The following is a 14017-nucleotide window of genomic DNA, read 5'->3' as shown; positions in this document are numbered from 1 at the left end:
CTCCGCACATCCGTGGGAGCGCTTCCGGCGCGTACCTCCACAAAAAGACAACGGTGGGTGACGGTCCGTCCGGACCGCCACCCACCGCGGGGTACGCCTGCCGTCAGTCCTCGTCGGACCTCGCTCCGCTCATCCCGGAGGAGATCAGCTCCATCACCGACGAGTCCTGCAACGTGGTCACGTCGCCCAGCGACCGGTTCTCCGCCACGTCTCGCAGCAACCGGCGCATGATCTTGCCCGAGCGGGTCTTCGGCAGCTCCGGCACCAGCATGATCTGCCGCGGCTTGGCGATCGGGCCGAGCGTCTTCGACACGTGGTTTCGCAGCTCGGCGATGAGCCGCTCACCCGCCTCGCCGGCGATGTCCGTGCTGCCTCGCGGAATGGCGAACGCGACGATCGCCTGACCGGTCGTCGGGTCGGTCGCACCCACCACCGCCGCCTCGGCCACCGACGGATGCGACACCAGCGCCGACTCCACCTCCGTGGTGGAGATGTTGTGCCCGGACACCAGCATCACGTCGTCGACCCGGCCGAGCAGCCAGATGTGCCCGTCGTCGTCCTTCTTCGCCCCGTCACCGGCGAAGTACATGCCCTCGAACCGGCTCCAGTAGGTGTCGATGAACCGATCGTCGTCACCCCAGATGGTGCGCAACATCGACGGCCACGGCTCCCGCAGCACCAGGTAACCGCCGCCGCCGTTCGGCACCGACTGGCCCTGGTCGTCCACCACGTCCGCGACGATGCCCGGCAGCGGAGTCATCGCCGAACCCGGCTTCGCCGCCGTCACCCCCGGCAGCGGGGAAATCATGATCGCGCCGGTCTCGGTCTGCCACCAGGTGTCCACGATGGGCAGCTCACCGCCGCCGACGTGCTGCCGATACCACATCCACGCCTCGGGGTTGATCGGCTCACCGACGCTGCCCAGCAGCCGCAGCGACGACAGATCGAAGCCGGCCGGAATGTCCTCGCCCCACTTCATCATCGTCCGGATCAGCGTGGGCGCCGTGTACAGGATGCTGACCCCGTACCTGTCGATGATCTCCCAGAACCGGCCCTTGTGCGGCGTGTCCGGCGTGCCCTCGTACATGACCTGGGTGACGCCGTTGGAGAGCGGGCCGTAGACGATGTACGAGTGGCCGGTGACCCAGCCGATGTCCGCCGTGCACCAGTAGACGTCCGTCTCCGGCTTCAGGTCGAAGACCGCGTGCGCGGTGTACGACGCCTGGGTCAGGTAGCCGCCGGTCGTGTGCAGGATGCCCTTCGGCCGGGCCGTGGTGCCGCTGGTGTACAGGATGAACAGCGGGTGCTCCGCGTCGAACGGCTGCGCGGTGTGCTCCGCCGAAGCGGTCTCCACCGTCTCGTGCCACCAGTGGTCCTTCGCCGACCAGGCCACCTCCTCGCCGGTACGCCGGACCACCAGCACGTGCTGCACCGACGGGCAGCTCGCCACCGCCTCGTCCACGGTCGGCTTCAACGCCGACGGCTTGCCCCGCCGGTAGCCGCCGTCCGCCGTGATCACGACCTTGGCGCTGGCGTCCTGGATCCGGTTGCTCAGCGAGTCGGCGGAGAAGCCGCCGAAGACCACACTGTGCGCCGCGCCGATCCGGGCGCACGCCAGCATCGCCACCGCCGCCTCCGGGATCATCGGCAGGTAGATCGCCACCCGATCGCCCGCGGTGACCCCCAGATCGGTCAACGCGTTCGCCGCCCGGCACGTCAGCTCGTGCAGGTCCGCGTACGTGATCGTGCGGGTGTCACCCGGCTCGCCCTCCCAGTGGATCGCGACCTTGTCGCCGCGGCCCGCCTCGACGTGCCGATCCAGGCAGTTGTACGCCACGTTGAGCTGCCCACCGACGAACCACTTCGCGAACGGCGGATTCGACCAGTCGAGCACCTCGTCCCACTTCTTCGACCAGGCCAGCCGGTCGGCCTGCTTCGCCCAGAACGCGAGCCGGTCGGCCTGCGCCTCGGCGTACGCGTCGACGGTGACGTTGGCGTGCGCGGCGAGTTCGGCCGGCGGGGGGAACTGGCGCGTCTCGTTCAGCAGATTGGCCAATGCCTCGCTCATGCCGTGACTCCTCGTCCTCGGGGTGACCTGCGTCTCGTGGGCACGAGGGTAGTCGTGGGCCCGGTGCCCGGCGACCGCTGCCCACTCCGTCGCGCCGAGCGGCCCCCGCCACGCGCCCGACGGCCCGTCCCGTCCGTCGCGCCCGGTCGATGCGCCCGGCCGGGGTGGCGCTGGCAGGCGCGGCGGGGTGGTTCGGGTCGCGTTGCGGGCGGGTGCGGCCCGCCGTGCCGGGGCGGGTCGCTAGCGTGGCGGGGTGACCACCGATCCGCTCGCCCCGCTGCTCGCGCTCGCCGACATCGCCACGGCCGTCGAGCAGGCACGCGAGCGTTTCGACCAGGCGCTCGGGCACCGTGCGCTGCGTCGCCACGGCGGCCAGGTCGCGGCCGAGGTCAGCCTGCGTTCCGCGGTGGCCAGCGCCGCCCTCGAAGGGGCCGTCCACGAGCGCGAGGAGGTCCGGGCCGGCACCGTCACCGACCCCGTACTCCAAGGGGCACTGCGGGTCGCCGGGGCGTTGCCCGGGCTGAGCGAACTCTGGCCCAAGGCCCCCCGGCAGGCCCTCGCCAAGCTGCACGTCCTCGCCGCCCGCGACATCGTGCCGGAGGCCGAGCTGGGCCGTCCGGTGACCGACCCGGTGGTGGCCACCCGGTTGGACGGCCTGGCCGGGCTGGTCGCCGGTGGCACGAAGGTGTCGCCGCTGGTGCTCGCCGCCGTCGTACACGGGGAGTTGCTGAACCTACGCCCGTTCGCCGGTCCGTCCGGCGTGGTGGCCCGCGGTGCCGCCCGCCTGGTGCTGCTCTCCAGCGGCCTCGACCCGCGCGGCCTGCTCGCCGTCGACGTCGGTCACCGGGAGCGGGAACCGGAGTACGTCGGCGCGGCCGGCGCGTTCGCGACCGGCACCCCGGACGGGCTGCGCTCCTGGCTGCGCCACTACATGGCGGCCGTCGAGGTGGGCGCCGGCCAGCTCACCGCCATCGGCGACGAGATCCTCACCGCCCCCTGAACCCTCCCGGCCCGCCCCCGCCCCGCCAGTGACGTCGATCATGTAGTTGTGGTGCCTGACAAAAGCCGCGAAACTGGCGAAGGCGCCCACCACAGGTCCATGATCGACCCGAGGGTGGATGGGGTCAGGCCGTGGTGGCGGCGGCGCGGGTGCGACGGTGGCGCCCGTACCAGGCGATGCCGATGGCCACGCCCACCCCGACGCCCAGGGCCGCCGCGGCAACCGGGACGGCGGGCCGCTCCCGCAGCCGGCGACCCAGCGGGATCGGGTGCCGGAACTCCAACACCGGCCACGCGTTCTCCGACGCCAGCTTGCGCAGCTGCCGATCCGGGTTGACCACACTCGGGTGGCCCACGCACTCCAACAGCGGGCGATCGCTGTACGAGTCGGAGTAGGCGTACGAGTCGGCCAGGTCGTAGTCGCGGGCGGCAGCCAGCTCGGTGACCGCCTCGACCTTGCTCGGGCCGGCCGCGTAGAACTCGACCTCGCCGCTGTACCGGCCGTCGCGCACCGTCATCCGCGTGGCGATCACGTCGGTCACGCCGAGCAGTTCACCGATCGGCCGGACCATCTCCTCGCCGGACGCGGAGACCAGCACCACGTCCCGACCGGCAGCCTGGTGCTCCTCGATCAGGGCGGCCGCCTCGGCGTACACGTAAGGGTTGATCAGCTCGTGCAGTGTCTCCGCGACGATCTGGCGGACCTGCTCCACCTGCCAGCCCTTGCACAGCGCAGCCAGGTAGTCCCGTGTTCGGGCCATGGTCTGCTCGTCGGTGCCGCCCAGCCGGAACATCAGCTGCGCGTACGCCGACTTGACCACGTCACGCCGGGTGATCAGCCCGTCCCGGTAGAACGGCCGACCGAACGCCAGGGCGCTCGACTTGGCGATGACGGTCTTGTCCAGATCGAAGAAAGCGGCACTTCGGCCCACGGCGCGAAAGTCTAGCCGGATGGTCTATCGTCGGCGGATGCCCGGGGTCACGCCACCCCCCAGACCTGCGGGCTGACACCGCCACCTCCGCTCCGCGTGATCACGCTCACACTGCGCGAGGAGATTTTCGCAGTGAGTGGAGGCGGCACCACTCGACGTGACGGGCCCGCTCAGGCAGACTTGTCGGTACGACGAGCTTTCACATCCTCGAAACAGACAGACCCTCGGCGGTTGCACCCCCCGTGACCGCTGAGTGGTTCGGCTCGACCCCCCCGGAGCCGAACCTCCGACGACCCCCGTCTCCCCCCGACGGGGGTCGTCCCTTTGTCGGGGAGCGCTCCCGGGCTGGTGACGGTGTGTCCTCCCGGGTCGGCCGGGCGGGCCGACGGGCGGAAAGTCAGCGAATCGTCAGCGAAGGTCAGCCGGACCCGGTCGGCGTAGTCCTCGGGCGTGTGCGTGTACCGGTCCAGCGTCGTCGACGCCTTCTCGTGCCCGACCACCCGCCGCACCACGTTGACCGGCACCCCGTCCGTCACCAGCCACGTGATGTACGAGTGCCGAAGGTCGTGGAACCGCAGCCCGCCGACCGCAGACGCCGCCGCGTGCGCCACCGCGGCCGCCTCCGTCGCAAACTCCGCCCGCTGCTCCCGGCCGTCCCGGTCCGGCCACACCGCCAGCCACCGGACCGGCGTCACCTCGCCGACCCGACCGAGCAGCCCGGCCCGCACCAACGACGGCAGCCAGATCCGCCGACGGAAGTTCGACCGCCGCTGCGGCCCGCCGTCCCGGTCGGCGAAGACCAACGCCCGCCCGTCCGGCGAGGTCTGGCCGCGCCTCTGGCGCAGCTCGTCAACCAGGAACGGCGGCATGGGCACCGCCCGCACTCCCGCCCGAGTCTTCGGGTACGCCCGCAACACGACCCCGCCGTGGGTCTCCACCGCGACCTGGGCCACGTGCAACAGCCCGCCGTCAAGGTCGACCGCCTCCCACGGCAGGCCCGCGCACTCACCCCACCGCAGCCCCGCCCCGGCGGCGGCGCAGACGATCCCCCGATGTTCGGCCGGAACGGCGGGCAGCAGCCGGCCGACGAAGGCGTCCCGGCTGATCGTGCCCGCGCGCGCCTCACCCGCCCGGTTGCGAGGCACCCGGACCCCCTCACAGGGGTTGACCGCGAGAAGCCGCGCCCGGATCGCCGTCTGCATGATCATCGAGAGCAGTCCGAGGTGCTTCGCCGTGGTCGAGGGTGCCAGCGTCCGACCAAGCTTGGTCACCCACTCCTGCACCGCCAGATAGTCGATCCGCCCCAACGGCCATTCGGCCCACTGCGGCAGCAGATGCGCCCTCAGCATCGACTTCGTCCGCTCGGTCGTCCGGGCCTCCACCGACCGTCCGGCCAGCCACCGAACCACGAACTCGTCGAACCGCATCTTGCCCGCGTGTGGATCGACGTACGTGCCCTTGTTCACGGCAGCCTCCACCTCGGCGAGGTAGGCGTTCGCGGCCTTCTTCGTCCGGAAGGTCTTCGCCTTCTGCCGGTTCGCCGAGTCCCGCCAGTTCGCCCGGTACGTACCCGCCGGAGTCTTGATGACGAAGCCCATGCTCACCGACCTCCGCGCGGGGCGTCGGTGCCAGTGGCGGCAAGGTCATCGGACGCGCCGTCAAGCCAGGCGTGGAAACGGCTACGCGGCACCACCCAGCGCCGCCCCAGGCGCTCGGCGGGAATCTGCCCAGCCCGAACCAGGGCGTAGGCCGAACTGACCGACAGGGCCAACATGACGGCCACCTCCTTGACCGTGTAGACCGCCCGGACCGGGCGGGGATGTGCTTCGCCGGCCCGAAGGCCGGACTGCCGTGGCGCGAACGGCACGACGATGGACAAGATTTCCTCCGAGGGGTTCATGCCGCGAGTGCGGCGGGTTGATCGGTTGCCGAAACAGCGGCGGCTGTTCGTAGCCGTGCGGTGTCGAGGTCTGCTCGCCAGCGGATGCGGGCGGATATCGCGCGCAGAAGGCGGTGTTCCAGCGGCGGCACGTCGGGGTCTTCGGGTCGGGCGAGTTCGAACCGGTACCGCTTCGACCCGTCCGCGTCGTTGGCGGCCTGGTTGTGCTCCTCGGTGTCGGCCATGCCCCCGGCGAGGATGGCCCGCACCCAGGCGCGGTTATCGGCACGGTGGTCTGCGAGGGTCTTCCCGGACCACTGGCGGGAGACGAGCACGCGCCGGCCGGTGAAGCCGAGGGTGGAGCGTTGGTGGACCTTCCCGGTGCATCGGCCGGGGGTCAAGCCTGCCTTGACCCCGTCCGGTTGGACGCCGTAGAGCAGCCAGTTAGCGCAGGTCGGCGAACATGGCAGCACCGACAGTTCGGCGTGGAGGCGGTCGAAGTGCGCCTTCTGGGGGTCCGAGCGGGGTTTCGCCTGGTCGGTCAAATCTTTGGTGACGTACTTGGTCACGTAGCGGATCGAGCGTTCGGCGTCCTTGGTGCCTTGCTCGATTCCGCGGGCGTCGATGCGACCCAGCCGGGCCACGTAGGCGGGTCGGCTGTCGGGTTCCTCCAGGGCGTCGAGTGCTTCACCCCAGGTGGGTAGCGGCTCGCGGGTCTTCGGGTCGACGTACGCCTGTCGGTCGACGTCCCAGACTGGCGGCTTGTCGACGCCGTAGGCCAGTTCGTCGAAGCGGGGCCACCACACTTGGTGGTAGGTGGCAGCCGCGATCTGCTTGAGCAGCCGGCGCGGGAGGGTGCCCCGGATGGCGAAGTGGGCGTGTGGGGCGAGGCGACGTTGCAGCTCGACGGCTCCGGCGTATTGGACGTTCCAGCCGGCGGCGCGGCGTACGTTCTGCCACCACCGGTCCAGGACCCGGGCGAAGTGGATCGAGTCCAGGGCGGCGCGTCGGTAGTCGTAGCTGGTCGGGTCGGTGGGGGTGCCGAGCACATCGTCATAAGGGCCGTGGCGTTGTCCGCACGAGCACGGGGCGACGTAGGGGCCGCGTCGTAGGTGGGTGTGCACGGGTCCGTGTGAGCCGAGGGTGAGCGTGATGAGCATCGACGGCCGGTGGGTCTTGCCGGTCTTGCCGGAGTAGGCGCGGCCGACGGTGCGTGGGTCGACGGGTAGCCGGGGCAGGTCGGGGGAGTCCTGCCGGCGTCGGGTGGAGCGTTTGCGGCGAGGGCGGTCGTCGCGGTCTTTCGGGGTGAGGTGTCCGCGCAGGCTGGTTTCGGCGAGGGCTTCGTCCAGGTCGGCTATCGCGGCGTCGATCTCGGCCACCTGCGCGGCCCGCTCGTCCGGGCTCATGGGCTGGTACTGCACGGCTTCGCGTTCGAATTCCAGGTGCGCCCGGACGCGCACCAGGGCGAGGGCGTCTTCGCCGGGCTTGTCGGGGCGTACGGCGGGTTCGTCGGCGAGGTGCCAGCCCTCGCGGATCTGTTGGATGCGTAGCCGTCGGCCGCGTTCGGCGCAGGGCTTGCACTTGACGGCGAGAGTCGCCCCGCACGGCACTTCCACGACCTCGGTAAGGCCGGTGGTGGTGTCGGTACGGCGCAGGGCCAGGGGCCGGACGCAGACGCCGTTGTCTTCGGCGAGCTGCTTGAGCGCGTCCTTGGCGAGGGGCTTGCGGAGCCGGTCGGCGCGTGATCCTGGTCGGGGTTGCTCGACGGGCGTGGTGGGGATGAGTTCGAGTTGGTTCACCGGTTCTGCTCCCCGCCGGAGAGGCTGCCGTTTCGAGGCGTGAACGCTGCCGCTGGCACAGGCACCAGCCCTGGCCGCCGCTGCACCGGCATCGTCGGGACCGGGCGCAGAGTCGCCGGGCGAGGCTGCTCGTCGGTAGCCCTCACGGCGGCGGTCAGCGCCTGGCCTTCGTCGACGACGGTCACGGCCTGGTCCTCGTCGACGGGTAGCCTGTCGTCGGCCGGGTTGTAGCCGGGCGGGGCGTCGCCCCAGCCGTCCGCGTCTGCCTGCTCGTTGACGGGTGCCGTAGGTGCGGTGGTGGAGAAGATGAGCTTCGACAGGCCGAGGAACGCCAAAGCTGGCACGGCGGACAGCAGCGCCCCGGACACGCCCGGCTTGGCCACGGCGAGTTGCGCGGACAGGGACAGGACGACGGCGCAGACGAGCAGGAACATCGGGTATCCGATCGGCCCGCCGGTGCGGCGGCGTCGCCGGACGGTGAGGAGCGCGGCCAGGGGTAGGAGTTCGGATATCGCGGCGTTGGCCCAGTCGAACCAGTCCCCGGTGCCGGTGGGGGAGTTGTTCATGGTCCAGTCGTGTACGTGGGTGAACGACGCCGCGCCGGCCAGCCCGCCGACGGTCAGGACGATGAGCACCAGGACCACGCCCTCCACCCGTTCGGTGGTCGTCTTCACCGAGTCACCTCCTGCTCGTCGTCGGTGTCGCAGAGCCGGCGGTAGTCACGGCCCAGCGCGCGGATGTCGTCATCGGTGAGGTAGGCGAAGCGCACCCGCACGGGTTCCCGGACGCCGTCGAGGACGACGAACCCCACTCCGGGGGCGGATTCGGGGATGCGGTCACATACCGCGCCCCGGTCCCGGGCGGCGTCACCGAGGACCATGTCCACCTGCTCGGGCTCGGTCAGCCGCAACCCGATCCGGGTCGGGAACAGGTCCCGGAACGGCAACACGTCCTTGCGCGGGTCCTGAAGTGCGGCCACCACGTGCACGCCGACCGCGCGGCCCTGGCTGAGTAGCAGGCCGAGGGATTCCTTGATCCGGTCACGGACCTTCCGATCCGTGATGTACGCGGTCAGCGCGGCCAGCTCGTCGACCACCAGGACCAGCAACGGCTCCTCCACGGTCGGCACGTGTTGGCGGGTGACGCCGCGTAGTCGAGCCGCGCGCAACCGCATCCGCTTGACGGCCTCGTCGAGGACGCCGGCCATGGCGTCGGGGTCGTCGTAGGAGAACCGGGCGAACAGCGGCACCCCGGCGGCTAACTCCATGCCGCCCTTCGGGTCGAACGCCCACACCTCCACCAACCCCGACCGGATACCCCCGGCCAGCGAACGCAGCAGCGACCACAACACCGACCCCTTGCCCGCGCCGGTCGCGCCCGCGATGAGCACGTGTGAGCCGGTCAGCCGCAACCGGTACACCTGCCCGTCCTCCCGCACCCCCAGCGGCAACCCGTCCAGGTCCGGCACCTCGACCACCGGCAACGGCCCGACGAAACCGGCCAGGGGATCGCGGCGCATCAAGCGCAGCACCACCCGATCAGGCCGGGCCGTCGAGCGTGCCTGACCGGTGGGCAGGCGAAACGCGTAGGCGAGGCGTTCCGCGGCCTGTCCCCAGTCGTCGGGGATCTGGCCCGGCAACATCCGCACCGTCAGTTCATCGCCGTAGCGGTCGCAGCGCACCCGCAACAGCCGAGGCACATACCGGTCACCACCAAAGACGGTGGCGAGCCCGCAGGTGGCCATCACCGACGCCCACCGAGGCCGATACACCACCAGCGCCCGGACTCGCGCGACGAGGGGGTACCAGCCGAAGCGCAGCCAGGACGACGGATGCCACCGCCACCACCCCACACACCCGAGGGCCACAGCCGCGACGACGACACCGAGGACGAGGCCGCCGAATTCGACCCGCACCCACAACGCAAGACCGGCCGGCGCGGTGATCCACCAGTAGCGGACGGCCAGGACGGCGAGGCGGAACAGGCCCCGGCCCAGCCACCAGAAGACCAGCAGCCAGCCTGGAACCCGCCACGCGGGAAGACGCACGTTCATCGGCGCGACGGGGATCTTGTCCCCCGGAATGATGTTGATCAGAGGCACAGGTCACCGCCCCGACCCGGACGGCCACGACCCAACGTCGACACGCAGGACCGGCACGACATCCGGCGTAGGTCGAACCGGCGCGGCTTGACCCACCGGCAGCAACGCGGGCAACGGATCGCGGAGACCGATGCGAGGGCGGGTGGCAGATGCAGCGCCGAACGGAGTGCCGCCGCCACCTCTCGATAGGCGTGCCGCAAATCCGCCAAGCGGGGGCGGACGGCCAGCAGCAGGACGCCGGCCAGCAGCGGCACGGCCAGGATCAGGGCAGGGTGAACTACGGTGGGCATCACGCCCTCCTTCAACAAGACGAGGGATGGGAGAGCGCGGGAGCGGGCCGGGACTCTTGGCGGGGAAACGACCCGCCCCGCGCGCCACAACAGCGGTCAGGCAGCCGCAGAACCCGGCACCACCGACGCCGCACGAAGAGCGGCAGCCCTCAGCGAATACGCCATCCGGGAACGGCAGTCACCCGACGAGCGGCCCGGCTTGCACCGCTGCGAATCCACATACGGCGTCAACGTCAAACCCTCGAACTCCACCGCCGGCGGATAACCCGGCACCGTCGACGGCGGCGGCACCGGCTGCTGCGCCGCGACCACCTTCACCTTCACCTCAGTCGACCGGCCGAACTTCCCCGCCTCCGGGTCCAGGTCCATCACCCGGACCACCCAGACACGTTCCCCGGTCTCCTTGTCCCGCGCCTGGTTGTCCGCCTCGCCACGCCGCTCGAAATCGATCTGCGGCGAGACGCCGAGGCAGAGCGCCCCGGCGGGGAAGACGTACTCGGACGGAACCGGCACCTTCAACGTCATCGGAACCACTACGTGAACCTCCATCAGCGTCGCCAACTCAACCAGTTGACTTGTTAAGTCGGACCAAAAGTAGACGCGGCCAACTTAACTTGTCAAGTGAAGTTTTCGCTTGATTAGTCGAGCGGATACACGTCTTCGAGGTCGTGCCGACGAGCAGGCAGGAGAAGATCCACCGCCAGGAGCGGCTTGCCCGTCCGGTCGCAAACGGACAGAAGCACTGTCAGCACGGGATCGCTCTGCCCGACCTGCAAGAGTTGCGCTTCCTCGGCGTTCGGCAGGCGGGCCGATATCCGCTCGCTGACATGGTCGAAGCGCACGCGCTTGCGAGATGCGACGTGCCGCAGCAGCCCTTCGGGAAGGACGTCGTTGCCGCCGACGCCGGTCCCTTCGGCCAAGTCGGATCGCAGGTAAGCCGTGCCGAGTTCGACTGGGCCGAGACCGTCGATGGCGAGGACGCGGCGGCGCGCGACGACCGGTGTGCCCGGCTCCACGCCCAGGGCTGCCGCTGCCCGAGGAGGGGCAGGCAGCTCGCCGGCAGCGAGGAGGGTGGAACCGGTGCGCTCGTCGTCTTCCAGCACGCCGTAGTGACGTTCTCTCTGTCGTTGGCCGGCACCAGAGGTCCGATTCAGGACGAAGCGGCCCTTGCCCTGCCGGCTATCAATCCATCCGTCCTGCCGCAGCAGGTCTAAGGCTCGTACGACCACAGGTCGGGAGGCACCGAACTCGCGGACCAGTTCGGTTTCGCTGGGCAGCATTGAGCCTGGCGCGTACGTGCCGTCCTGGATGCGTTGCTGCACCGCGTTGACGATCACGACGTACTTTGGCGGCGCAACTTCGATCGGCACCGTTTCACCCCAGACGACAACTCAGCTTGTCAACAGGCTATCTGCGCTGGTCAGGTTCTGTCCAACGCCCCGCGTTGGACATCCGGCTCGGCCTTGGGCCGAAGTTGCTCTGCCATTGGCGCAGGGCGGTCTTCAACCGGGCGTTCTCCGCTCGGAGACCGGCTTCCACGCCATCGCGCGCGGTCAAGTCGTCGACCACGGCGCGGAGGAAGGCGTAGACCTGTTCCTCGGCCAGGCCGCGCCGTCCAAGCTTCGTGCGACGGAACCGGATTCGTCTCACCTGCTCCGGACAGAGTCGGATCAAGCGCGACGCTGCCTGGAAGACGCCAACCGTATGCGTGGTCACTGCAACCTCCTCGAAGGTAGAACCGGCGTGCGGGCCTTCCGAACCGTGCTACCCCGGCCGCTGGGAGCGGATGATGGGCGCGCGGCGGTGGACGTAGCCGCAGGGATCAGCCGCAAGCCCGCACGCTGTACGTAGATCTCTCGACGATCGACCGCGTTGCCCGCCCGGTCGATTGAGTAGCCGGTCAGCCAGACCCAGCCCTCGTACGTCGGCCGGTCGCAAACCTTGATGACTCGAAAGATCAGCGCGCGATCACCGCTGAACTGGACGGACGCATCGTTGCCGACGTGCAGCACGTCGCCTGGCTTGGGAACCATCACCGCCCGCCCTCGATCAATGGATGGGCACCGAAGCAGGCGGACTGTGGCGACGGCCGACACCGCGAATCGCCTGTCAGCACCTGCTCCGGTGCCCTGCTTAGGACGCGACCGCCAGAAACACGGCCGCCGATCGTGGGCGCTCACCGGTGCCGGCGCAGTCGGGGCAGTCCCGTCGTTGCAGCCGGTTCGGATCACTCGGCGCACGAAGGGACCGCCGAGGGCTGGCCATCTTCCATCCCCGCCCCTCGCACGCCGAGCAAGGGCTAGGGGACGGTGAAGAGTGGTGCGAGGCTCGATCGGACTGGCCCTCGCCCACGCACCTGAGAACCCTGATGTTGCTCCCCACCTCGGCCGCAGCCAGACCGGCGCGGGCGCGAGCGGCACGGTGCCGAATCGGCACGTGCACCTCAGCGGCCAGTACATGCACAATTGCGGTGGGCGAAACGTCCATGGTGGAGATGGAACACCCGGATGCGGAGACCGATCGAGGACCGAAACAGCACCTCTGGCGGACCTCGGACGGACACCCGGAGGACCTGTGTTGTGTAGAGGACCTCGCACGGGTGAGCGTGGAGAAAGCCCATCAGGAAGGCGTCGACGATGGCCCGAGAGCGCCGTGAACCTCGCACCGTTCTGGAGCACCTGATCCAGAGCAGTGACCGCACGTACGAGGAGTTGGCCGACGAGTTCAGCCGCATGGATTCTCGCGCGGCGATCAGCGCGCGGCACCTCGGGCGGCTGGCCCGTGGTGAGCGCGACTTGGCTTCATCAACACCCGCGACCCGGCGAGCGTTGCAAGCCCTGTTCGGCAAGCCAGTCGATGAGTTGCAGCGCCCCTGGGCATCCCACCAGTTGACTCCCGCGCCGACTCGACAGCTCATCGTCGAGCCCACCGGCGCCGGCCCGGAAAGGAACCTCCTCGCCATGGCCGCACAACCCGCCCGCCAGTACGCCATGCTCGCCGCCGAAGCCACCTCCCCGGCGGCCATCGACCAGCTCACCGAGGACGTCCAGCGCCTCGCCCTGGCCTACCCACAGCGACCGGTCAGCCAGATCTTGCCGGACCTGGTCGAAACCCAAGACACCCTCTTCACGCTCCTCGAACGCCGCCAACAGCCGACCCAATCGCGTGACCTGCACTTCCTCGCTGGCATCACGAGCGGCCTCCTTGCCAAGGTCTCGCACGACATGGCCGACCCGCACTCGGCCATGCTGCAAGCCCGAACCGCCGTCCTCTGCGCCGACCAGTCCGGGCACCCCGGACTGCAAGCCTGGCTCCGCGGGCTTCAATCACTGGTCGCCTACTGGGCCGGTCGGTACGCCGAAGCCGTCCGCTACGCCGAGGCCGGACGGGAGTACGCCACCCAAGCAGGCGGTACGTCCGCCGTCTGGTTGCCGGTCAGCGCCGCCCGCGCCTACGCCGCCCTCGGTAACGCGGAACAGGCCAAAGCCGCCATCACCGAGGCCGAGGAGACGTGGTCCCGGGTACGCCCCGACGAGATGGACGAGATCGGCGGCATCTGCACCTTCAACCATCCCCGGACCCTCTACTACGCCAGCGACGCGCTCGCCTGGCTGCCCGACGAAGCCAACGCCACCGAGCGCTACGCCCTGCAAGCCGTTCAGGCGTACGCCGACCGCTACGACCCCGCTTGGGCCTTCGGCGACCAGGCGGGCTCGCACACCAACCTTGCCATCGCTCGGGTAGTCAACGGGGAGCTTGACGCCGCCACCGACGCCCTCGCCCTCGTGCTCGACCTCCCCGCCGACCAGCGCATCAACGGCGTCATTCACTCCGTCCGCCGCGTCCACCAGGCCATCACCCGAACTGGCCACGCCAACGACGCCCGCGACCTCATCGACGGCATCGAACACTTCACGCACACCCCTGCCAACGCCCTCCCTCGATAAGG

General features: G+C 70.0%; 14 protein-coding genes. 2 read left to right on the top strand and 12 right to left on the bottom strand.

Features of this window, described 5'->3' with window-relative positions:
- Positions 1-103 precede the first annotated feature (103 nt).
- On the bottom strand, positions 104-2068 hold the full coding sequence (gene acs, locus O7620_RS22995) for an acetate--CoA ligase (protein WP_151492878.1): 1965 nt from the start codon (positions 2066-2068) through the stop codon (positions 104-106).
- A 253-nt stretch (positions 2069-2321) separates the two neighbouring features.
- Here acs and O7620_RS22990 point away from each other — a divergent pair, with 253 nt between their 5' ends.
- Complete coding sequence (locus tag O7620_RS22990; protein ID WP_278125063.1) at positions 2322-3068, top strand: oxidoreductase; 747 nt, start codon at positions 2322-2324, stop codon at positions 3066-3068.
- Positions 3069-3192: 124 nt separating this feature from the next.
- Here the strand turns inward: O7620_RS22990 and O7620_RS22985 are convergent, their stop codons facing one another.
- The 11 genes from O7620_RS22985 to O7620_RS22935 all read right to left on the bottom strand — a co-directional run bounded on the left by O7620_RS22985 (position 3193) and on the right by O7620_RS22935 (position 12101).
- Positions 3193-3999: an HAD-IB family hydrolase gene (locus O7620_RS22985; protein WP_151493264.1), complete on the bottom strand. Its 807-nt coding sequence runs from the start codon at positions 3997-3999 to the stop codon at positions 3193-3195.
- A 170-nt stretch (positions 4000-4169) separates the two neighbouring features.
- Positions 4170-5597, bottom strand: a complete 1428-nt coding sequence (locus tag O7620_RS22980; RefSeq protein WP_278125060.1) for a site-specific integrase — start codon at positions 5595-5597, stop codon at positions 4170-4172.
- A 2-nt stretch (positions 5598-5599) separates the two neighbouring features.
- Complete coding sequence (locus O7620_RS22975) at positions 5600-5899, bottom strand: helix-turn-helix domain-containing protein (protein ID WP_278125058.1); 300 nt, start codon at positions 5897-5899, stop codon at positions 5600-5602.
- Positions 5896-7677 carry a replication initiator gene (locus O7620_RS22970; protein WP_278125057.1) on the bottom strand — a complete coding sequence of 594 codons (1782 nt, stop codon included), beginning with the start codon at positions 7675-7677 and terminating at the stop codon, positions 5896-5898. Before O7620_RS22970 ends, O7620_RS22975 begins: the two co-directional genes overlap by 4 nt.
- Complete coding sequence (locus O7620_RS22965; protein ID WP_278125055.1) at positions 7674-8351, bottom strand: DUF2637 domain-containing protein; 678 nt, start codon at positions 8349-8351, stop codon at positions 7674-7676. The genes O7620_RS22970 and O7620_RS22965 overlap by 4 nt, the downstream gene beginning before the upstream one ends.
- Positions 8348-9778 carry an FtsK/SpoIIIE domain-containing protein gene (locus tag O7620_RS22960; protein ID WP_278125054.1) on the bottom strand — a complete coding sequence of 477 codons (1431 nt, stop codon included), beginning with the start codon at positions 9776-9778 and terminating at the stop codon, positions 8348-8350. The genes O7620_RS22965 and O7620_RS22960 overlap by 4 nt, the downstream gene beginning before the upstream one ends.
- Positions 9769-10068 (bottom strand): hypothetical protein, encoded by a 300-nt coding sequence (locus tag O7620_RS22955; protein ID WP_278125053.1) that lies wholly within the window; start codon positions 10066-10068, stop codon positions 9769-9771. Before O7620_RS22955 ends, O7620_RS22960 begins: the two co-directional genes overlap by 10 nt.
- 96 nt (positions 10069-10164) lie before the next feature.
- A complete protein-coding gene (locus O7620_RS22950; protein ID WP_278125051.1) occupies positions 10165-10593 on the bottom strand; it encodes a hypothetical protein in 429 nt (142 codons plus the stop codon).
- 113 nt (positions 10594-10706) lie between these two features.
- On the bottom strand, positions 10707-11438 hold the full coding sequence (locus O7620_RS22945; RefSeq protein WP_278125050.1) for a GntR family transcriptional regulator: 732 nt from the start codon (positions 11436-11438) through the stop codon (positions 10707-10709).
- A gap of 37 nt (positions 11439-11475) precedes the next feature.
- Positions 11476-11784, bottom strand: coding sequence for a DivIVA domain-containing protein (locus O7620_RS22940; protein ID WP_278125048.1), 309 nt, complete (start codon positions 11782-11784; stop codon positions 11476-11478).
- Positions 11781-12101, bottom strand: coding sequence for a hypothetical protein (locus tag O7620_RS22935; protein WP_278127116.1), 321 nt, complete (start codon positions 12099-12101; stop codon positions 11781-11783). Before O7620_RS22935 ends, O7620_RS22940 begins: the two co-directional genes overlap by 4 nt.
- A gap of 603 nt (positions 12102-12704) precedes the next feature.
- Here O7620_RS22935 and O7620_RS22930 point away from each other — a divergent pair.
- Positions 12705-14015 carry a hypothetical protein gene (locus O7620_RS22930; RefSeq protein WP_278125046.1) on the top strand — a complete coding sequence of 437 codons (1311 nt, stop codon included), beginning with the start codon at positions 12705-12707 and terminating at the stop codon, positions 14013-14015.
- Positions 14016-14017: the final 2 nt, after the last annotated feature.

Origin of the sequence: Micromonospora sp. WMMD710 (genome assembly GCF_029626045.1) — a bacterium.
In the GTDB taxonomy this organism is placed as follows: domain Bacteria; phylum Actinomycetota; class Actinomycetes; order Mycobacteriales; family Micromonosporaceae; genus Micromonospora.
Note: the sequence above shows the minus strand (reverse complement) of the source record. Positions and strands in the feature narration are given on the sequence as shown.

Excerpts from the sequence above, each read along its gene's own strand:
- acs (WP_151492878.1), bottom strand. The coding sequence starts at position 2,068 with ATGAGCGAGGCATTGGCCAATCTGCTGAACGAGACGCGCCAGTTCCCC.
- O7620_RS22955 (WP_278125053.1), bottom strand. The coding sequence starts at position 10,068 with ATGCCCACCGTAGTTCACCCTGCCCTGATCCTGGCCGTGCCGCTGCTG.
- O7620_RS22975 (WP_278125058.1), bottom strand. The coding sequence starts at position 5,899 with ATGAACCCCTCGGAGGAAATCTTGTCCATCGTCGTGCCGTTCGCGCCA.
- O7620_RS22980 (WP_278125060.1), bottom strand. The coding sequence starts at position 5,597 with ATGGGCTTCGTCATCAAGACTCCGGCGGGTACGTACCGGGCGAACTGG.
- O7620_RS22935 (WP_278127116.1), bottom strand. The coding sequence starts at position 12,101 with ATGGTTCCCAAGCCAGGCGACGTGCTGCACGTCGGCAACGATGCGTCC.
- O7620_RS22950 (WP_278125051.1), bottom strand. The coding sequence starts at position 10,593 with ATGACGTTGAAGGTGCCGGTTCCGTCCGAGTACGTCTTCCCCGCCGGG.
- O7620_RS22930 (WP_278125046.1), top strand. The coding sequence starts at position 12,705 with ATGGCCCGAGAGCGCCGTGAACCTCGCACCGTTCTGGAGCACCTGATC.